This is a genomic window from Streptomyces sp. NPDC006134 (assembly GCF_040628835.1).
Classification (GTDB): Bacteria; Actinomycetota; Actinomycetes; order Streptomycetales; family Streptomycetaceae; genus Streptomyces.
Genome location: NZ_JBEXTV010000017.1, coordinates 35385 through 53328 on the forward strand (window position 1 = coordinate 35385; position 17944 = coordinate 53328).

Annotated in this window: 19 protein-coding genes; 9 read left to right on the top strand and 10 right to left on the bottom strand. The window is 74.0% G+C overall.

Features of this window, described 5'->3' with window-relative positions; translation table 11 throughout:
- Nucleotides 1-116: 116 nt before the first annotated feature.
- Complete coding sequence (locus tag ABZ340_RS13665; RefSeq protein ID WP_358781943.1) at nt 117-917, bottom strand: IclR family transcriptional regulator; 801 nt, start codon at nt 915-917, stop codon at nt 117-119.
- A gap of 161 nt (nt 918-1078) precedes the next feature.
- Complete coding sequence (locus tag ABZ340_RS13670) at nt 1079-1504, bottom strand: MarR family transcriptional regulator (protein WP_358781944.1); 426 nt, start codon at nt 1502-1504, stop codon at nt 1079-1081.
- Between the two features lie 272 nt (nt 1505-1776).
- Here ABZ340_RS13670 and ABZ340_RS13675 point away from each other — a divergent pair, with 272 nt between their 5' ends.
- The 5 genes from ABZ340_RS13675 (at nt 1777) to ABZ340_RS13695 (ending at nt 7030) form a co-directional block, all read left to right on the top strand.
- On the top strand, nt 1777-2694 hold the full coding sequence (locus ABZ340_RS13675) for an SDR family oxidoreductase (protein ID WP_358781945.1): 918 nt from the start codon (nt 1777-1779) through the stop codon (nt 2692-2694).
- Nucleotides 2694-3569, top strand: a complete 876-nt coding sequence (locus tag ABZ340_RS13680) for an amidohydrolase family protein (protein WP_358781946.1) — start codon at nt 2694-2696, stop codon at nt 3567-3569. The genes ABZ340_RS13675 and ABZ340_RS13680 overlap by 1 nt, the downstream gene beginning before the upstream one ends.
- A gap of 9 nt (nt 3570-3578) precedes the next feature.
- Nucleotides 3579-5090, top strand: a complete 1512-nt coding sequence (locus tag ABZ340_RS13685) for a long-chain fatty acid--CoA ligase (RefSeq protein WP_358781947.1) — start codon at nt 3579-3581, stop codon at nt 5088-5090.
- A 15-nt stretch (nt 5091-5105) separates the two neighbouring features.
- A complete protein-coding gene (locus ABZ340_RS13690) occupies nt 5106-5561 on the top strand; it encodes a MaoC family dehydratase (protein ID WP_358781948.1) in 456 nt (151 codons plus the stop codon).
- Between the two features lie 131 nt (nt 5562-5692).
- The gene (locus ABZ340_RS13695; RefSeq protein ID WP_358781949.1) at nt 5693-7030 is read left to right on the top strand and encodes a 6-phospho-beta-glucosidase; all 1338 of its coding nucleotides are present in this window, start codon (nt 5693-5695) and stop codon (nt 7028-7030) included.
- A gap of 27 nt (nt 7031-7057) precedes the next feature.
- On the opposite strand, the gene ABZ340_RS13700 is transcribed toward ABZ340_RS13695, so the two are convergent.
- Entirely contained in the window at nt 7058-8224 is a 1167-nt protein-coding gene (locus ABZ340_RS13700; RefSeq protein ID WP_358781950.1) for an ATP-grasp domain-containing protein, read from the bottom strand.
- Between the two features lie 272 nt (nt 8225-8496).
- On the opposite strand from ABZ340_RS13700, the gene ABZ340_RS13705 reads away from it, so the two are divergent.
- Both ABZ340_RS13705 and ABZ340_RS13710 read left to right on the top strand, forming a co-directional pair.
- Complete coding sequence (locus ABZ340_RS13705) at nt 8497-9357, top strand: metallophosphoesterase (RefSeq protein ID WP_358781951.1); 861 nt, start codon at nt 8497-8499, stop codon at nt 9355-9357.
- Nucleotides 9354-10034, top strand: a complete 681-nt coding sequence (locus ABZ340_RS13710; RefSeq protein WP_358781952.1) for a 4'-phosphopantetheinyl transferase superfamily protein — start codon at nt 9354-9356, stop codon at nt 10032-10034. Before ABZ340_RS13705 ends, ABZ340_RS13710 begins: the two co-directional genes overlap by 4 nt.
- Nucleotides 10035-10098: 64 nt before the next feature.
- Here the strand turns inward: ABZ340_RS13710 and ABZ340_RS13715 are convergent, their stop codons facing one another.
- The 3 genes from ABZ340_RS13715 to ABZ340_RS13725 form a co-directional block, all read right to left on the bottom strand.
- A complete protein-coding gene (locus ABZ340_RS13715; protein WP_358781953.1) occupies nt 10099-10380 on the bottom strand; it encodes a hypothetical protein in 282 nt (93 codons plus the stop codon).
- 153 nt (nt 10381-10533) lie between these two features.
- Nucleotides 10534-11058, bottom strand: a complete 525-nt coding sequence (locus tag ABZ340_RS13720; protein WP_358782020.1) for a toxin-antitoxin system, toxin component — start codon at nt 11056-11058, stop codon at nt 10534-10536.
- A 32-nt stretch (nt 11059-11090) separates the two neighbouring features.
- Nucleotides 11091-11747, bottom strand: a complete 657-nt coding sequence (locus tag ABZ340_RS13725; protein ID WP_358781954.1) for a helix-turn-helix transcriptional regulator — start codon at nt 11745-11747, stop codon at nt 11091-11093.
- A 237-nt stretch (nt 11748-11984) separates the two neighbouring features.
- On the opposite strand from ABZ340_RS13725, the gene ABZ340_RS13730 reads away from it, so the two are divergent.
- Both ABZ340_RS13730 and ABZ340_RS13735 read left to right on the top strand, forming a co-directional pair.
- Nucleotides 11985-12644 (top strand): hypothetical protein, encoded by a 660-nt coding sequence (locus ABZ340_RS13730; RefSeq protein WP_358781955.1) that lies wholly within the window; start codon nt 11985-11987, stop codon nt 12642-12644.
- 90 nt (nt 12645-12734) lie between these two features.
- On the top strand, nt 12735-14495 hold the full coding sequence (locus tag ABZ340_RS13735; protein WP_358781956.1) for a beta-galactosidase family protein: 1761 nt from the start codon (nt 12735-12737) through the stop codon (nt 14493-14495).
- 55 nt (nt 14496-14550) lie between these two features.
- Here the strand turns inward: ABZ340_RS13735 and ABZ340_RS13740 are convergent, their stop codons facing one another.
- The 4 genes from ABZ340_RS13740 to ABZ340_RS13755 are packed head-to-tail and all read right to left on the bottom strand — an operon-like array spanning nt 14551 to nt 17905.
- Nucleotides 14551-15357 (bottom strand): ABC transporter ATP-binding protein, encoded by an 807-nt coding sequence (locus ABZ340_RS13740; RefSeq protein WP_358781957.1) that lies wholly within the window; start codon nt 15355-15357, stop codon nt 14551-14553.
- 21 nt (nt 15358-15378) lie between these two features.
- On the bottom strand, nt 15379-16158 hold the full coding sequence (locus ABZ340_RS13745; protein WP_358781958.1) for an ABC transporter permease subunit: 780 nt from the start codon (nt 16156-16158) through the stop codon (nt 15379-15381).
- Nucleotides 16159-16163: 5 nt separating this feature from the next.
- On the bottom strand, nt 16164-16937 hold the full coding sequence (locus tag ABZ340_RS13750; protein ID WP_358781959.1) for an ABC transporter permease: 774 nt from the start codon (nt 16935-16937) through the stop codon (nt 16164-16166).
- Nucleotides 16934-17905: an ABC transporter substrate-binding protein gene (locus tag ABZ340_RS13755; RefSeq protein WP_358781960.1), complete on the bottom strand. Its 972-nt coding sequence runs from the start codon at nt 17903-17905 to the stop codon at nt 16934-16936. Before ABZ340_RS13755 ends, ABZ340_RS13750 begins: the two co-directional genes overlap by 4 nt.
- Nucleotides 17906-17944: the final 39 nt, after the last annotated feature.

The window sequence follows — 17944 nt, forward strand, 5'->3', positions numbered from 1 at the left end:
GCCCACGGGAGCTGTGAGAAATGCGTCAGACATTCCGGGAGAGGCGCCTGGGGAGAGACGTCTGAGAAGCCGACCCGGCCGGTGCCGGTGCCGGTGCCGACCGGCGGGCCGGGGCCTCACCGGTGAGAGGGGTCCGCGGAGTCCGGGCGGGCGGTGTCCGGCCGGGTGGTGTCTTCGGGCCGCCAGCCCAGCGCCCGCGAGATCCCGCGCGCCGCCAGCCGCACCGCCGGCGCCAGCACCGGCACCTGCGCGTCCGGGTACGGCACGACGACCGAGACCGCCGCGGCCACCGCCCCGCCCGGGCCGCGCACCGGGGCGGCCACCGACAGCGCGTCCTCGGTGACCTGGCGCGCGCTGACCGCCACGCCGGTGCGCCGCACCTCGGCCAGGACCCGGCGCAGCCGCGCCGGATCGGTGATCGTGTACGGGGTGAAGGCCGCGAGCGGCCCCGCGCAGTACGCCTCCTGGAGCTTTGGCCCGCCGTGCGCCAGCAGCGCCAGCCCGACCCCGGTGGCGTGCAGCGGCCAGCGCGCCCCGACGCGGATGTGGACACCGACCGCCGACCGCCCCGACAGCCACTCGGTGTAGACGACCTCGTCGCCGTCCCGCACCGCCAGCTGCACGTTCTCGTGCGTCGCCTCGTACAGGTCCTCCAGGTACGGCAGCGCGACCTGCCGCAGCGCCGGCCCGCGCGGGGCGAGCGCGGCGAGCTCCCACAGCCGCAGGCCGACGTGGTACCTCCCGGCCTCGTCCCGCTCCAGCGCGCCCCACGCGGTCAGCGCGCCCACCAGCCGGTGCGCGGTGGTCAGGCTGAGTCCGGCCCGCCTGCTGATGTCCGTCAGGCACAGCGCCGGGTGCGCGTGGTCGAACGCGGCGAGCACGGACAGCAGCCGGTCGGTCGCGGTGGGGGCGGTCATGGCGGCGTCCTTCGGTGGGCGTCCTGCGCGGGGCGTCTTCCGGGCGGGCGAGGCCGTACGGGTACGGGGCGGAGGGTACGGGGCGGAAGGCGCGGCGCAGAAGGTGCGGGGCAGAAGACGCGGCGCAGAGGATGCGGCGCAGAGGGGACGGACGCGCCGGGTCAGCCCAGTCCGGCCTCCGCGATCCGCAGCAGCAGCGCGTGCAGCGTCTCGCGCTCGGCCGGATCGAGCGGCTCCACCAGGTCGTTGGTCACGCGCAGCCCCGCCTCGTCGGTGTCGCGCAGGAACGCGCGGCCCTCGCCGGTCAGGACGACGATCCGGCTGCGGCGGTCGTCGGGGGAGGGGCGGCGCTCGGCGAAGCCCAGCTTCTCCAGGTCGTCGACGAGCCCGACGATCGCGCTGGGGTCGTAGCCGAGCCGGGTGCTCAGCTCCCGTTGCAGCGCGCCCTCGGCCGTGGCGAGGAAGCGCAGCAGCGCGTAGTGGCGCAGGCGCAGGCCCGACTCCTGGAGGAAGGCGTTGAAGAGCTGTCCCGAGCGCAGGCCCAGGCGGTACAGGAGGTAGCCCGTGTCCGCGTGCAGCCCGCGCATCCACGGTTCCTGCGCGTCGATGGGGGCGGGGTTCGCGGTGTGCTGCTGGCGGGCGATGACGGGCTCCCTGGGCGAGGCCCCCGGCGGGGCGGTTGCTGCGGACCGGGCCAGTCTCCCGCATCCGCCGGGCGGCAACAACTATTGACGACAACAATTATTGCTCTTAGCTTCGATCTCGGCTTCGCCCCGCAGCCGCTCCGCCACCGCTCCGCAGATCCCGGCGCCGGGCGCGCGGCCGTACCCGACGTCTCACCAGGGAAGGGACCCCCTCCGTGCCCAGCATCGATCTCACCGGCAAAGTCGCCGTCGTCACCGGCAGCGGCCGGGGCCTCGGCCTCGCCTACGCCCACGCGCTCGCCGCCCACGGCGCGTCCGTCGTCGTCAACGACGTCGACGAGGCCGTGGCCGAGGCGGCCGTGAAGTCCCTCACCGACGCGGGCGGCACCGCCGTCGCCGAGGTCGTCGCGGTCGGTACGAGCGAGGCGGCGGACCGGCTGGTCGGCCGCGCGGTCGCCGAGTTCGGCCGCCTGGACGTCCTGGTCACCAACGCGGGCATCCTGCGCGACAGGGTCCTGTGGAAGATGACCGACGACGACTTCGACGCCGTCGTCACCACCCACCTCAAGGGCACCTTCACCTGCGCCCGCGCCGCCGCCGTCCGCATGCGCGAGCAGGGCGGGGGCGGCACCCTGGTCCTGGTCGGCTCCCCGGCCGGGCAGCGCGGCAACTTCGGGCAGACCAACTACGCCGCCGCCAAGGCCGGCATCGCCGCCATGGCCCGCACCTGGTCCATGGAGCTGGCCCGCGCCGGCATCACCGTCAACGCGATCGTGCCGGTCGCCGCCACCGCGATGACCGAGACCATCCCCGCCTTCGCCCCGTACGTCGAGGCGCTGAGGAACGGCGAGCCGCTCCCGGACGTCCTGCGCAAGGGCGAGGGCTTCGGCACCCCTGAGGACTGCGCGGCCCTCGTCCCCTTCCTCGCCTCCGACGCCGCCCGGGACGTCACCGGCCAGTGCATCGGCATCGGCGGCGACAAGGTGGCCCTGTGGTCCCACCCGCAGGAGGTCAAGGCCGCCTACGCCGACGGCGGCTGGACCCCCGAGACGCTGGCCGCCGCCTGGCCCACCTCGGTCGGCGCCGAACTCCAGACGGTCGGCATCCCCGCGCCCCGGCTCCCGGAGGCGTGATGGACCTCGACGACCTGACCGCCATCGACGTCCACACCCACGCCGAGGTGTCGTCCAAGGGCCACTCCTCCCTCGACGACGACCTGCACGACGCCTCCGCCGTCTACTTCAAGGTCGAAGGCAAGCGGAAGCCGACGATCGAGGAGACCGCCGCGTACTACCGCGAGCGGAAGATGGCCGCCGTCATCTTCACCGTGGACGCCGAGTCCGCCACCGGCACCGCGCCCGTCCCCAACGAGGAGGTCGCCGAGGCCGCCGCCGCCAACGCCGACGTGCTCATCCCGTTCGCCTCCGTCGACCCCTTCCGCGGGAAGGCGGGCGTGAAGCAGGCCCGGCGCCTGGTGGAGGAGTACGGGGTGAAGGGCTTCAAGTTCCACCCCAGCATCCAGGGCTTCTTCCCGAACGACCGCTCCGTGGCGTACGCGCTGTACGAGGTCATCGAGGAGACCGGCGCCATCGCCCTGTTCCACACCGGGCAGACCGGCATCGGCGCCGGGGTGCCCGGCGGGGGCGGCATCCGCCTGAAGTACTCCAACCCGCTGCACGTGGACGACGTGGCCGCCGACTTCCCCCACCTGAAGATCATCCTCGCCCACCCGTCCTTCCCCTGGCAGGACGAGGCCCTCGCCGTCGCCACCCACAAGCCGGGCGTGCACATCGACCTGTCCGGCTGGTCCCCGAAGTACTTCCCGCCGCAGCTGGTGCAGTACGCCAACACGCTGCTGAAGGACAAGGTCCTCTTCGGCTCCGACTTCCCCGTCCTCACCCCCGACCGCTGGCTCGCCGACTTCGCGAAGCTGCCGGTCAAGGACGAGGTCCGGCCGAAGATCCTCAAGGAGAACGCCGCCCGCCTGCTCGGGCTGACGACACCGTAAGGGGCGCCCATGCGCAACGAGGGACTGGGGTCGTGGCCCGCACGCCGGGCCCGCAAGACCCCGCACCGCACCGCCCTGATCCACGGCGACACCACCCTCACCTACGCCGCACTGCACACGCGCACCACCCGCCTCGCCCACGCCCTGCGCGCCCGCGGCGTCCGCCGCGGCGACCGCGTCGCCTACCTCGGCCCCAACCACCCCTCCTACCTGGAGACCCTGTTCGCGGCGGGCACGCTCGGCGCGGTCTTCGTCCCCCTCAACACCCGCCTCGCCGGCCCCGAGATCGCCTACCAGCTCGCCGACTCCGGCGCCAAGGTGCTGGTGTACGGCCCCGCGCACGCCGGACTCGTCGCCGGGCTGCCGGGCGGCACGGACGTCCGTACCTACGTCGAAACCGGCGCCGAGTACGAGGAGATGCTCGGCCGGGCCGCCGCCGACCCCGTCGACGAACCGGTCACCGCCGACGACACCTGCATCATCATGTACACCTCGGGGACGACCGGCCGTCCCAAGGGCGCGATGCTCACCCACGCCAACCTGACCTGGAACGCGATCAACGTCCTCGTCGACACCGACCTGATCGCCGACGAACGCGCCCTGGTGTCCGCCCCGTTGTTCCATACGGCCGGGCTGAACATGCTCACCCTGCCGGTGCTGCTGAAGGGAGGCACCTGCGTGCTGGTGGAGGCGTTCGACCCGGCCGGCACCCTCGACCTGATCGAACGGCACCGGATCACCTTCATGTTCGGGGTGCCGACCATGTTCGACCAGGTGGCCCGCCAGCCCCGCTTCCCGGACGCGGACCTGTCCTCCCTGCGCATCCTCACCTGCGGCGGCTCACCGGTGCCGACCCCGCTGATCGCCGCCTACCAGGAACGCGGCCTGACCTTCCTCCAGGGGTACGGCATGACCGAGGCCGCGCCCGGCACCCTCTTCCTCGACGCCGAACACGCCCTCACCAAGGCCGGTTCGGCGGGCGTGCCGCACTTCTTCAGCGACGTACGGGTGGTGCGGCCGGACCTGACGCCGGCCGACGTCGGCGAGACGGGCGAGGTCGTGGTGCGCGGCCCGCACGTCATGGCCGGTTACTGGGGGCTGCCCGAGGAGACGGCGGCCTCCTTCACGGACGGCTGGTTCCGCAGCGGGGACGCCGCCCGGGTCGACGAGGACGGGTACGTCCACATCGTCGACCGCATCAAGGACATGATCATCTCGGGTGGGGAGAACGTCTACCCCGCCGAGGTCGAGGACGCCCTCCTCGCCCACCCCGACGTCGCCGAGTGCGCGGTCATCGGCGTGCCCGACGCCACGTGGGGCGAGGTGCCGCGCGCGGTCGTCGTCCCGCGCCGGGGCGCCCGGCCGGACCCCGGCCACCTCCTCGCCTCCCTCGCCGGACGCCTCGCCAAGTACAAGATCCCCAAATCGGTGGTGATCGCGGACGAACTGCCGCGCACCGCCTCCGGAAAGCTCCTCAAGTCGCAGGTGCGCCGACGCTACGGCGGCCAACTCTCACCCTAAAGAAGAGGTTTAAACATGAGCATCACCGTCCACGGCCTCGACGCGCTGAAGAAGCTGGCCGGCAGCGACCTGGGCACCAGCGAGTGGATCGAGGTCACCCAGGAACGCATCGACACCTTCGCCGACGCCACGGGCGACCACCAGTGGATCCACGTCGACCCCGAGCGGGCCGCCGCCGGCCCCTTCGGCGCCCCGATCGCCCACGGCTACCTCACCCTCTCCCTCTTCATCCCCCTGTTCACCGAACTGCTGGACGTCCAGGGCGTCACCACCAAGGTCAACTACGGCCTGAACAAGGTGCGTTTCCCCGCGCCCGTGAAGGCGGGCTCCCGGATCCGGCTGGCCGGGCGGCTCGCACAGGCCGAGGACGTGCCCGGCGGGGTGCAGATCACCGTCGACGGCACCCTCGAGATCGAGGGCGGCGCCAAACCGGCGGCCGTACTGCAGAGCCTGTCGCGGTTCTACGCCTGAACCCTGACAGGATCGTCCTGCCCGCCGTTGCGGCGGGCAGGACGATCCGGTGGTGACCAGCGCGCCGGCGGACCGGGCGGCCCCTCCCGAGACGGCGGGCGCCGCCCGGCCGCGGCGGGAAAGGTGCAGGCGTGAGGCTGACGATCGTGGGCGGCGGCGGATTCCGGGTACCGCTCGTGTACGGGGCGCTCCTGGCGGACCGCGGCGAGGGCCGGGTGGCACACGTCGTGCTGCACGACCCGGACGCGGCCCGGCTGGCGGCGGTGACCCGGGTGCTGGCCGAGCAGGCCGCCGGGGTGCCGGACGCGCCGGCGGTGACGGCCACCACCGACCTCGACGAGGCGCTGCGCGGCGCCGACTTCGTCTTCTCCGCGATCCGCGTCGGCGGCCTCCAGGGCCGGGCGGAAGACGAGCGGGTGGCCCTCGCCGAGGGCGTGCTGGGCCAGGAGACGGTGGGCGCGGGCGGCATCGCCTACGGCCTGCGGACCGTGCCGGTGGCCGTCGACATCGCCCGGCGGGTGGCCCGCCTGGCACCCGACGCCTGGGTCATCAACTTCACCAACCCGGCCGGACTGGTCACCGAGGCCATGTCCCACCACCTCGGCGACCGCGTCATCGGCATCTGCGACTCGCCGGTCGGCCTCGGCCGCCGTATCGCCCGCGTGCTCGGCGTGGACCCGGACGAGGCGTGGATCGACTACGTGGGGCTCAACCACCTCGGCTGGGTGCGCGGCCTGCGCGTCGCCGGCCGCGACGAACTGCCGCGGCTGCTCGCCGACCCCGCCCTGCTCGGCTCCTTCGAGGAGGGCCGGCTGTTCGGCGCCGAGTGGCTCCGGGAGCTGGGCGCGATCCCCAACGAGTACCTGCACTACTACTACTTCAACCGGGAGACCGTGGACGCCTACCGGCGGGCCGGGCAAACCCGCGGCGCCTTCCTGCGCGACCAGCAGGCTGGTTTCTACGAGAGGGTGCGCGACCCGGCCGTCTCCGCCCTGGAGGTGTGGCAGCGCACCCGCGCCGAACGCGAGGCCACCTACATGTCCGAGAACCGCGAGGCGGCGGGCGCGGGCGAGCGCGAGGCCGAGGACCTCTCCGGCGGCTACGAGAACGTGGCGCTGGCGCTGATGCGGGCCATCGCCCGCAACGAACGCGCCACCCTCATCCTCAACGTCCGCAACCGCGGCACCCTGCCCGCCCTCGACGCGGAGGCGGTCGTCGAGGTCCCGTGCCTGGTCGGCGCGGACGGCGCGCACCCGGTGGCCGCCGGCCCGCTGCCGGACCACGCCACCGGGCTGGTCTGCGCGGTCAAGGCGGTCGAGCGCGAGGTGCTGGCCGCCGCCGAGACCGGCTCCCGGGCGACGGCCGTCAAGGCCTTCGCGCTGCACCCGCTCGTCGACTCCGTGACGGTCGCCCGGCGCCTCGTCGACGGCTACACCGCCGTGCACCCCGGGCTGGCGTACCTGAGGTGACGGCCGCCGCCCCGGCCCGCCGCGAACTCAGGCGGGGGACCGGGCGGGGGCGCCGGCGGCGTCCGCGGCGGGCGCGGCGGCCGGTCCGGCCACCGGCGTCGCGGACACCTCGGGCGGTGCGGACGGCGCGGGCACGGCCGGGGCGGGGTCCGTCCGCTGCTGCGGCAGCGGCACCGGCAGCAGCGGACGCGGCCCGGACACCACCGTGTAGTCCTGGCCCAGGAACGGCGGCACGATCTCGCCCGGGTCCTCGCCCAGCGCCAGCTGCACCGCGGCCCACGGCGCGTTGACGCCGCACAGCGACAGCTGGTGCAGCCCGCCGGCCGGGCGCGTGTTGACGTCCATCAGGACGGGCCGGTCGCCGAACATCCGGAACTGGATGTTGGACAGGTGGTGCAGGCCGAAGCCCTCCGCGAGCCGCCGCGCCGGCTCCAGCCACTGCTCGTGCAGGGTGAAGCCCCGGCGCCGCCCGTTCTTGGTGCGGCCCACCGCCAGGCGGACCCGGTTGTCACGGCCGGTGAGGCAGTCCACCGACACCTCCGGCTGCTCCAGCCGCGGCATCACCAGCCAGTCGACCGGCTCCCGGGACGCCCGCACCGCCTCGACGGCCAGGTCCAGCGGCACGTACGGGCCGGGGAACCCGGTGAGGTGCGTCATCGAGAAGGGGGAGCGGGTGATCACGCGGAATCCCACACCGCCCGCGCCGGACGCCGGTTTGAAGCACGCTTTGTACCCGGCCGCCTCCAACTCCTCGACGGCTGCGAGGAGTTCCTCGGCATTGCGCACCCGCCACCACGGCGGCACGGGGACGCCGATCGCCCGGGCCGCCTCGTACGCGATCACCTTGTCCTGGAACACGGCCACCGCCTCCGGGGGCGGCGCGAGCAGCGCGGTGCCGGCCGCCTCGAACTCGGCGCGGTGGGCGACGATCGCCGCCTGGTGGAGCCGGGGCACGAACACGTCGATGCGGCGCCGTGCGCACTGCGCCAGGGCGTACTCGACGTACGCGGCCGGGGACAGGCCCTCCGGTTCCAGCTCGGCGGTGTCGGCGGCGGCCAGGACGGGGGAGTCGGGGTCGCCGTGCGTGGCGTGGATCTCGACGGCCCGGTCGCTGGGATTTCTCCGCAGCTGATCCATGAAGAACACGTTCTCCGCGTACGTGCGGTTGAGCCAGACGCGTACGCGAGAGACCATGCAGGCCGCCTTTCACGGTTTGCGGGCAGGGCGGAGCAGGCCGTGCCCGGCCAGGGTGAATGGAAGGGACACCAAACCGCCCTGCGCAGAGGGAAGTTCGAGGCGGTGGTGTTGGGGCGATCATACGGTGTCGGAAGCCGCCGCGCGCAACGCGCGTGTGACGGACGGACTCCGGCGGACGGCGTGGCTCCGCCGGGGCGGAGCACCCTTGTCCACGGGTCCCCGGATGTGATCTCGTGGTCCCGGACGCGCGGGCGGAAAGGGGGGCGGCGGTGACGTCGACGGCCGGTGGCGCCGGACACCTGTGGGCCATCAGCGACCTGCACATCGGCTACCCGGAGAACCGGGCACTGGTCGAGGGGATGCGCCCCGACTCGGACGAGGACTGGCTGCTGGTGGCCGGTGACGTGGCGGAGACCGTCGCCGACGTCCGCTGGGCCCTGCACACCCTTGCGCAGCGCTTCCGCCGGGTCGTGTGGGTCCCCGGCAACCACGAGCTGTGGACCCATCCGAGCGATCCCGTCACCCTGCGCGGCGTCGCCCGCTACCGGCACCTCGTCGACCTGTGCCGGGAACTCGGCGTGACGACACCGGAGGACCCCTACCCCGTGTGGGACGGCCCCGGCGGTCCCGTCGCCGTCGCCCCCCTGTTCCTGCTGTACGACTACTCGTTCCTGCCGCCCGGCTGCACCACCAAGGAGGAGGGCCTGGCCTACGCGCACGGCACCGGGGTCGTGTGCACCGACGAGTACCTGCTCCACCCCGACCCCTACCCCAGCCGTGAGGCCTGGTGCCGGGCACGGATCGCCGAGACCGAACGCCGCCTCGCCGAACTCCCCGCCGGCCTGCCGGCGATCCTCGTCAACCACTACCCGCTGGACCGGCACCCCACCGACGTCCTGCGGTACCCCGAGTTCGCGATGTGGTGCGGGACCCGGCTGACCGCCGACTGGCACCGCAGATTCCGCGTCGACACCATGGTCTACGGCCACCTCCACATCCCGCGGACCACCTGGCACGAGGGCGTCCGCTTCGAGGAGGTGTCGGTGGGCTATCCCCGCGAGTGGCGCACCCGGCGGCAGCCGCCGGGACGGCTGCGCCGCATCCGGCCGAGGGAGGACGGAACCCGGTGATCGAGGAACTGCTGCCCGCCACGGTGGTGGCCGTGGAGATCCACGGTCACGACGACCCCGGCCCCGCCGCGCTGTTCCCGCAGGAGGCGGAGGCGGTGGCCCGGGCCGTGGACAAGCGTCGCCGGGAGTTCACCGCCGTACGGGTCTGCGCCCGCCGGGCCATGGACAAGCTCGGCGTGCCGCCGCAGCCCGTCCTGCCCGGCGAACGCGGGGCGCCGCGCTGGCCTGAGGGCCTGACCGGCAGCATGACCCACTGCGAGGGCTACTGCGCCGCCGCCCTGGTCCGCACCGCGGACCTGGCCTCCCTCGGTATCGACGCCGAACCCGACGAACCGCTGCCGCAGGGCGTCCTGGACGCCGTGTCGCTGCCGGCGGAGGCGGAGCGGCTGCGGCGCCTGGCCGCGGACGGCCCCGGTGTCCACTGGGACCGGCTGCTGTTCAGCGCGAAGGAGTCCGTCTACAAGGCCTGGTTCCCGCTCACCGGGCGGTGGCTGGACTTCTCGGAGGCCGACATCGAGATCGCGGCCGACCCCCGCGACGGGCGGTGCGGAACCTTCCGCGCCGCGCTCCTCGTCCCCGGGCCGCGGGTGGGCGGCCGGCACCTGACGCACTTCGAGGGCCGCTGGGCCGCCCGGCAAGGACTGCTGGCCACGGCGGTGACGGTGCCGCACGGCTGAGAACGGGGCCGGGGACGGGGACGCGGGCGGGACCGGGTGTCCCCGCCCCGCCCCCCGCCCTCCGTCACGGCGGTGGCGGGCACCAGCCCCGCACCAGCCGGAAGAACGCCTCCTCGTTGCCCGCCAGGCCCGCGGCGCGCAGCGCGTCCTCCGCCTCGGCGAGCACGGCGGGCGGGACGAGGGACGGGCCGGCGGGCGGGGCACCGGCGCCGGGCGGGCCGGCGGGCGGGGCACCGGCGCCGGGCGGGCCGGCCGCGGTGTCGAAGGCGGCTTGCGCGGTGTTCAGCAGCCGCAGCCAGGCCTGGACGGCGGCGCGCTCGCGGTCGGTCGGGACGGCGGTGGTCATCGGACGGCTCTCCCCGGTTCGGCAACACGGTCACGTGCGCCCCGCACAGCGGCGGCGCACCTCCAGCTTGCCGCCCGCCACTGACAATCCCGCCCTCCCGCCGCACCGGCGGCGCGCGTCACCCGGCCGCCCGGGCCCGGCGGAGCGGCGGCGCTACTGCCCCAGGTATCCCAGCGACGTCTCGATCCGCCCGGCCAGCCGGTCCCGCTGCACCGGCCCACGCAGCGACGAACCCGCCAGCCAGGTACGGCACTTGCTGGCCAGCAGCAGCCCGAAGCGCTCGGCCTCCTTCTCGTCGGCGAGCTCGAACCGGGAGCGCGCGGCCACCGCGCGCACGGTCGCCCGGAGATCGGCGTCGTCGTGCAGCAGCCGGGCGGCGACGGCGCTGCCCTCGACGTGGTGACCGCAGTGTCCGGCCTTCATGTGCCACAGCTCGTGGCCGAGGATCACCAACTGGTGGTCGGGGGTGGTGCGTTCCTCGATCACGACGAGGTCCTGGTCGGTCATGTCGAGCCACAGCCCGCTGGCGGTCCCGGCCGGGAAGGCGGCCGTACGGAAGTGGACGGGACGGCCGCGGCGTCTGCTCATCGCGTCGCAGAGCGCGGTGTACAGCTCGTCGGGCCGTGCGGGGGCGGGCAGCGTCAGCTCCCCGACCAGCTCGCCGCACAGACGGCGCATCTCCCTGCCGGTGCCCACATTCCTCCCCAGGATCACGACTCGGGCCGCTTGACGCTCTCCAGGAGCATGTCCAGCCACTCGGCGACCTTGTCGCGGTGCTGGTCGGTGGGCAGCTGCGCGGCCCGCCACGCGATGCCGCGGACGCCGTGGTCCTGCAGCAGCCGCTGCAGCGGATCGTCGGCCGCCGCGGTTGCCGCCCGCTCCCGGTCGGCGAGTTTCTGCAGGAGGTCCTGCTCGGTGTGCTGCAGCGCGCTCGCCAGTGCCTCGGGGTCCTCCGCCGTGAGGAAACCGGCGTGCACGCGGAAGAAGCGCTGGAGGGCGTCGCAGTGCTCCATGGTGGGGCGCCGGTCGCCGTTGATGAGGGCACCCGCCTGCTGCCGCGACATCCCGGCGCCGTCGGCGATCTCCTGCTGCGTGTACTTGCGCCCGTTCGGTTTCAGCCGGGTGCGGCGCAGCAGGTCCAGGCGTTGCAGGAACCGGGCCTGCACGTCGGGTTCCCCCGCCGGCCGGCCGCTCAGCAGGGCCTTCACCACCGGCTCGGGCACTCCGGAGGCGACGGACAGGCGGCCGACGTCGAAGACCTCGGCGTGCGGGATGCCGAGCCGGTCGGCGAGCGTGGCGACGCGGGCGACGACGGCCGGCAGCGCGGCCGTCGGCGTGCCGCCCGAACCCCCGAAGCCACCGGTCACCGAAGCATCTCCCACGTCTCTCACAGGCTTCTCACAAACGCTTCTCATAAGCGGATGCCGTGAACTTCCCGGAGAGTAGCCCCTGGCTCGAACTCACATCCAGGTCTCGCCACAACTGTGGCCAATTTCAGCCGTCGACCGGCGTGGAATGCCACGATAGTTGACACGCCTCACGTCAGGACAGCAGGATCGGGGCGCCGTGAGAAGGGCCGCGCAGGCAAGAGGGGTGACCTCCCGATGGCATTTCAGGCAGGAGGGCGGCGGCCGGCACCGCGGCCCGTTCCCGAGATCTCCGAGACCCAGGCGTACCTGCAGGACTACGCCGCGCTCCTGGAGGCCGTCCCCTTTCCCTCCTTCGTCGTCGACCACCGCTGGGACGTGGCCTTGGCCAACGACGCCTTCCGGGCGCTCTTCGGCGGCGTCACCCCGCATCCCACGGCCATGCCGGGCGACAACTTCCTCAGGTTCGTCCTGTTCCACCCGGACGCCCCCGCGGTCCTCGGCGAGCACGAGCCGCGCTGGTGCCTGCCGATGATGGCGCACTTCGCCGCCACCCTCGAACGGCACGGCCACGACCCCGCGCTCCAGGCCGTCCGCCGCGACATCGCCCAGGACCCGATCATGGAGGCCGCCTACCGGCAGGGCCTGCCGCACTGGATCCGCGCGGTCGGGGAGGCCGCCGTCGAGCACGACGGCGCCGTACGGCCGGTGCTGCACCCCGATCCGCGCTGGGGCGTGACCGACTGCCGGGTCGTCGTCGAGACGCCCCGGTCCCTGGCGGACCTCGGGTACACGCGTGTGACGCTCGTCCTGCGCGAGGCGCGCCGCGCACCCGCCCGCGAACGCCGGACGCGGCGTGCCGCCTCCCACCTGAGGATCGTCCCCACGACCGGATGAAAGCAGCCGGATGAAAGCGGCCGGGCGCGGACCGCGCCGCGCCCGCACCGCACCAGGCCGTCCCGCCGCCGCCTCTCCCACGGAGCCCGCATGTTCCACACGACCCCCGAGGGCTTCGTGCTCGACGGGCGCCCGCTGCGCGTCCTGTCCGGCGCGCTGCACTACTTCCGGGTCCTGCCCGAGCAGTGGCCCCACCGCCTGCGCATGCTGCGCGCCCTGGGCCTGAACACCGTGGAGACGTACGTCCCCTGGAACTTCCACGAACCGCGCCCGGGCACCTACGACTTCACCGGCATGGCCGACGTCGGGGCGTTCCTGCGCGCCGCCGCCGACGCCGGGCTGTACGCGATCGTGCGGCCCAGCCCCTACATCTGCGCCGAGTGGGAGAACGGCGGCCTGCCCTGGTGGCTGCTGACCGACCGCTCCCTGCGGCTGCGCTGCTCGGACCCCCGCTACCTGGCCCACGTCGACCGCTGGTACGACGAACTGATCCCGCGCCTGGCCGCCCACCAGATCACCCGCGGCGGCAACGTGCTGATGATGCAGGTGGAGAACGAGTACGGCTCCTACGGCTCCGACACCGCCTACCTGGAACACCTCGCCGACGGCCTGCGCGCCCGCGGCGTCGACGTCCCGCTGTTCACCTCCGACGGCCCCGAGGACTTCATGCTCCAGGGCGGCACGCTGCCCGGCGTGCCCGCGACCGTCAACTTCGGCTCCCGCCCGGAGGAGGCCCTCGCACGGCTGCGCCGCCACCGCCCCGGCGACCCGCCGATGTGCATGGAGTTCTGGTGCGGCTGGTTCGACCACTGGGGCGAGACGCACACCGTGCGCGACGCCGCCGACGCCGCCGGCGTACTGGAGCGGATGCTCGCCCTCGGCGCCTCCGTGAACCTCTACATGGCGCACGGCGGCACCAACTTCGGGACCTGGGCGGGCGCCAACCGCGGCGGCCCCGCGCACGACGGCGCCCACCAGCCCACCGTCACCTCCTACGACTACGACGCCCCGATCGACGAACGCGGCGCGCCCACCGCGAAGTTCTGGGCGTTCCGCGAGGTGCTCGCCCGGTACGCCGGGCAGGCCGGGCTCCCCGGACCCGCCGACGTGGAGCCGCCGCCGCCGGTCCTCGACCCCGTGACCGTCCCGGTCGACGCTTCCGTGCCGCTCCTCGACGCCCTGCCCCTGCTCGGCACCGGCGAGGTGACCTCCGCCGTGCCGCCCTCCTTCGAGGACCTCGGCGTCGCGCACGGACTCGTCCGCTACCGGGGGCGGCTGCCGGGCCCGCGCCGGGCGTATCCGCTGACGCTCGCCGGACTGGGCGACCGCGCGCACGTGTACGCCGACGGCGAGCACGTCGCCACCGTGGCGCGCGACGACGAGCGGCCCCCCGAGATCGCCGTCCCGGCGGGCGGGGTCACGCTGGACATCCTGGTGGAGTCGGCGGGCCGCACCAACTACGGCCCGGGCCTCGGCGAACGCAAGGGGCTGGACGGCGTCCGGCACGGCAACCAGTACGTGCACGGCTGGACCGCCCTGCCCGTCCCGCTGGACGGGCCGCTGCCGGAGCTGCCGTGGGGCACGGCCGCCGCCGGCGCCGGGTTCCACCGGGCCCGCCTCGACGTCACCGAACCCCAGGACGGCTACCTCGCCCTCCCCGGCTGGACCAAGGGGTACGTCTGGGTCAACGGCTTCTGCCTGGGCCGCTACTGGGACCGGGGCCCGCAGCGCACGCTGTACCTGCCGTGGCCGCTGCTGCGGGCGGGCCGCAACGAGATCGTGGTCCTGGAACTCGACGGCCGCGCACCGGACGCCGTGATCGACGTGCGCGTGGAGCCGGACCTCGGCTGACCCCCGGCCCCGGTTCCGCGCCGCTCGCCACCCCGTCCGCGCGGGGCGGCCCGGCTCAGCGGGGCGGAGGAGTGTCCGTCCCGGCCTCCCCCGGTGCCCCGTGCTTCGCCGCCCGGATCTGCTCGTACACACGGGTGCGCAGCTCGGCGAAGCGCGGGGCCACCCGCGTGTGCACCTGGTCCCGGCCCGGCGGCAGATCGACGCGGAGCTCCTCCCGCACCACGGTGGGGGAGGCGGACAGCACGATCACCCGCTCACCGAGGTAGACGGCCTCGTCGATGTCGTGGGTGACGAACAGGATGGTCATGCCGCGCTCCCGCCACAGCCGCCGCACCAGGTCTTCCAGGTCGGCGCGGGTCTGTGCGTCCACCGCCGCGAACGGCTCGTCCATCAGCAGCACCGCCGGCTCGTACGCCAGCGCCCGCGCGATGGCGACCCGCTGCTGCATACCGCCGGACAGCTCCCACGGATACGCCCCGGCGGCGTCCGCGAGCCCCACCGACGCCAGCGCGTCCGCCACCCGTTCCCGGCGCCGCACCCGGCTCAAGCCCTTCCGCTTCAGAGGCAGTTCGACATTGGCGCCGACCCGCATCCACGGGAAGAGGCTGCGCCCGTACTCCTGGAAGACGAACGCCGTCCCGGGCGGCGGCCCGTCCACCGTCCGCCCCGCGAGCACGACCTCTCCGGCGGTCGGCGTGAGCAGCCCGCCCACGCACTTCAGCAGGGTCGTCTTGCCGCAGCCGGACGGGCCGACCACACAGACCAGTTCCCCGGCCCCGACAGTGAAGGTGACCTCGCGCACCGCCTCCACCCGGCGCCCCGCCCCCTCGTAGACCTTCTTCAGGCCGCGTACGTCGAGCATGGACCCGCCCTTTCGCGTACGTCACCGGGGCCGCCGGCCGGCGGCGCGCAGACCGTCGTACCAGCCGAGCACGCGCCGCTCGACCAGCCGGAAGAGGACCGAGAGCACGAAACCGAGCAGACCGAGCAGCAGGATCCCGGTCCACATCTCGGGGATCGCGAAACCGCGCTGGAACTGCACGAGGGTGAAGCCGAGCCCGTTGCTCGCCGCGAACATCTCGCTGATCACCATGAGGATGATCCCGATGGACAGGGCCTGCCGCAGACCCGTGAAGATCTGCGGGCCCGCCGAGGGCAGCACCACGCGGGTCAGCCGCCGGACGCCCGTGACGCCGTAGGAGCGGGCCGTCTCCGCCCGCACCGGATCCAGCGCCCGTACGCCCTCGACCGTGTTGAGCAGAACCGGCCACACGCAGCCGCTCGCGATCACCACGATCTTCATCGTGTCGCCGATCCCCGCGAACAGCATGATCACCGGGACGAGGACCGGGGGCGGCACCGCCCGCAGGAACTCCAGCACCGGCTCGCACACCGCCCGCACCCGCCGGAAGGAGCCGACAAGTGTGCCCAGCGCGACCCCGGCGACGGCCGCCAGGGCGTACCCGGCCGTCAGCCGCCCCACGCTGGGCAGGACGTCCGCGCGCCACCGCTCGCCGGTCCACACCTCGGGGAACCGCCCCAGGACGGTCCGCAGCGGCGGCCAGTACACGTCCGTGCTGCCGGCGGAGGCCGCCCACCAGGCGGCCACCAGCACCACGGGCAGGGCGGCCAGGAGGAAGAGCCGCAGCAGTGCGCGCCTCACCCGCCTCACACCCTCACCTCCCCGCGCACCGACGGGTGCCAGGCCAGCGCCCGCCGCTCCACCGCCCGGGCCCCCACGTTGACCAGCAGCCCCAGCAGGCCGGTGACGACGATCAGCGCGTACATCTCCGGCACCGCCTGCGAGGTCTGCGCGACCGCGATGCGCGCGCCCAGCCCCGGCGCGCCGATGACCAGCTCGGCGGTGACGGCGAGGATCAGCGCCACCGCCGCGGCCAGCCGCACCCCGGTCATGACGTACGGCAGCGCGGTGGGCCACAGCACGTGCCGCACCCGCGCCCAGGTGCCCAGCCCGTAGGACCGGGCCGTCTCCTCGGCGACCGGGTCGACGTCCTGGACGCCGTACAGCGTCTGGATCAGCACCTGCCAGAAGGAGGCGTACACCACCAGCAGCAGCACCGAGCGCAGTCCGGTGCCGAACAGCAGCACCGCCAGCGGGATCAGCGCCACGGACGGGATCGGGCGCAGGAACTCGACGGTGGAGGCGGTCGCCTCCCGCAGGTACGGCACCACGGACAGGACGACCCCGGCGACGACCCCCGCCCCGACCGCGACGGCCAGGCCCAGCGCCCAGCCGGTGAGGGTGTCGCCGAGCGCGGTCCAGAAGGCGCCGTCCCCGGCCTCGGCGAGCAGCGCCCGCGCGATCCGGCTGGTGGGCGGGAAGTGCTCCTCCCCGACCAGGCCCAGCCGCGGCACCGCCTCGCCCAGGGCGAGGAAGGCGGCGAGCCCGGTCACGCCGAGGGCGGCGTCGGCGCCCCTCACGGCAGCAGCTCGTCCAGGTCGGGCGTGCGCTGGAACAGGCCGTCCCGCTCGCCCAGTTCGGCCAGCCTCTCGATGGAGGTGCGGTCGGCCTTTGCCGGCCACTTCGGCAGGGTGACCTTCTCCAGCACCGCCGGCGGGATCTTCGTGTACGTGGTGACGACCTCGCGGACCTCGTCGGGGTGGGCGTCGGCGTACGCCAGGGACTCGGCGGTGGCCTCCCGGAACCTCTTCACCACTCCGGGGTTCTGCTGCGCGTACCGGGTGGAGGTGAAGTACATGGCGACGGTGAGCTTCGGGGCGATGTCGACCAGGGCGGAGGCGATCTCCCGCCCGCCCCGGCTCTTGACGGTGGCCAGCGCGGGCTCCACCACCATCGCCGCGTCGATCCGGCCGCCGTCGAGGGCGGCGGGCATCTGGTCGAAGGGCAGCTCGACGAACTCCACCTCGTCCGGGTCGCCGCCCGCCGCGCGCACCGAGGCGCGTACCGCGGTCTCGTTGATGTTCTTCAGGGTGTTGACGGCGACCTTCCTGCCCTCCAGGTCCTTCGCGGACGTGACGGGGCTGTCGCCCTTCACCGTGATCGCGCCGAAGTCCTTGCCCCGCACCCCGGTGGAGGCGATGCCGTTCACCACCGCCTTCACGGGCACGCCGTTGGACTGCGCGATCATGAGCGAGGTGATGTTGCTGAAGCCGAAGTGGAACTGACCGGACGTCACCCCGGGCACGATCGCCGCGCCGCCCTGCGCGGCCGTCAGGGACAGCTCCAGGCCGCGCTCCCGGAAGAAGCCCTTCTTCTGCCCCAGGTACAGGGGCGCCACGTCGACGATGGGGACGACCCCCACCTTCACGGTGGTGGTGCCGCCGGACGGTCCGGAGTCCCGCGGCTGTCCGGAGCCGGACGACGAGCCGCAGGCGGTCGCGGCGGCCAGGACGGTCACGGCCGTGAGGCCGACGAGCAGACGACGCATGGTTCCCCCCGTGGGACCGGCCACGTGCTCCGGCAGATG

Excerpts from the sequence above, each read along its gene's own strand:
- ABZ340_RS13700 (WP_358781950.1), bottom strand. The coding sequence starts at position 8,224 with ATGGTCTCTCGCGTACGCGTCTGGCTCAACCGCACGTACGCGGAGAAC.
- ABZ340_RS13735 (WP_358781956.1), top strand. The coding sequence starts at position 12,735 with ATGTTCCACACGACCCCCGAGGGCTTCGTGCTCGACGGGCGCCCGCTG.
- ABZ340_RS13715 (WP_358781953.1), bottom strand. The coding sequence starts at position 10,380 with ATGACCACCGCCGTCCCGACCGACCGCGAGCGCGCCGCCGTCCAGGCC.
- ABZ340_RS13690 (WP_358781948.1), top strand. The coding sequence starts at position 5,106 with ATGAGCATCACCGTCCACGGCCTCGACGCGCTGAAGAAGCTGGCCGGC.
- ABZ340_RS13680 (WP_358781946.1), top strand. The coding sequence starts at position 2,694 with ATGGACCTCGACGACCTGACCGCCATCGACGTCCACACCCACGCCGAG.
- ABZ340_RS13730 (WP_358781955.1), top strand. The coding sequence starts at position 11,985 with ATGGCATTTCAGGCAGGAGGGCGGCGGCCGGCACCGCGGCCCGTTCCC.
- ABZ340_RS13685 (WP_358781947.1), top strand. The coding sequence starts at position 3,579 with ATGCGCAACGAGGGACTGGGGTCGTGGCCCGCACGCCGGGCCCGCAAG.
- ABZ340_RS13740 (WP_358781957.1), bottom strand. The coding sequence starts at position 15,357 with ATGCTCGACGTACGCGGCCTGAAGAAGGTCTACGAGGGGGCGGGGCGC.
- ABZ340_RS13755 (WP_358781960.1), bottom strand. The coding sequence starts at position 17,905 with ATGCGTCGTCTGCTCGTCGGCCTCACGGCCGTGACCGTCCTGGCCGCC.
- ABZ340_RS13670 (WP_358781944.1), bottom strand. The coding sequence starts at position 1,504 with ATGCGCGGGCTGCACGCGGACACGGGCTACCTCCTGTACCGCCTGGGC.
- ABZ340_RS13665 (WP_358781943.1), bottom strand. The coding sequence starts at position 917 with ATGACCGCCCCCACCGCGACCGACCGGCTGCTGTCCGTGCTCGCCGCG.
- ABZ340_RS13720 (WP_358782020.1), bottom strand. The coding sequence starts at position 11,058 with ATGCGCCGTCTGTGCGGCGAGCTGGTCGGGGAGCTGACGCTGCCCGCC.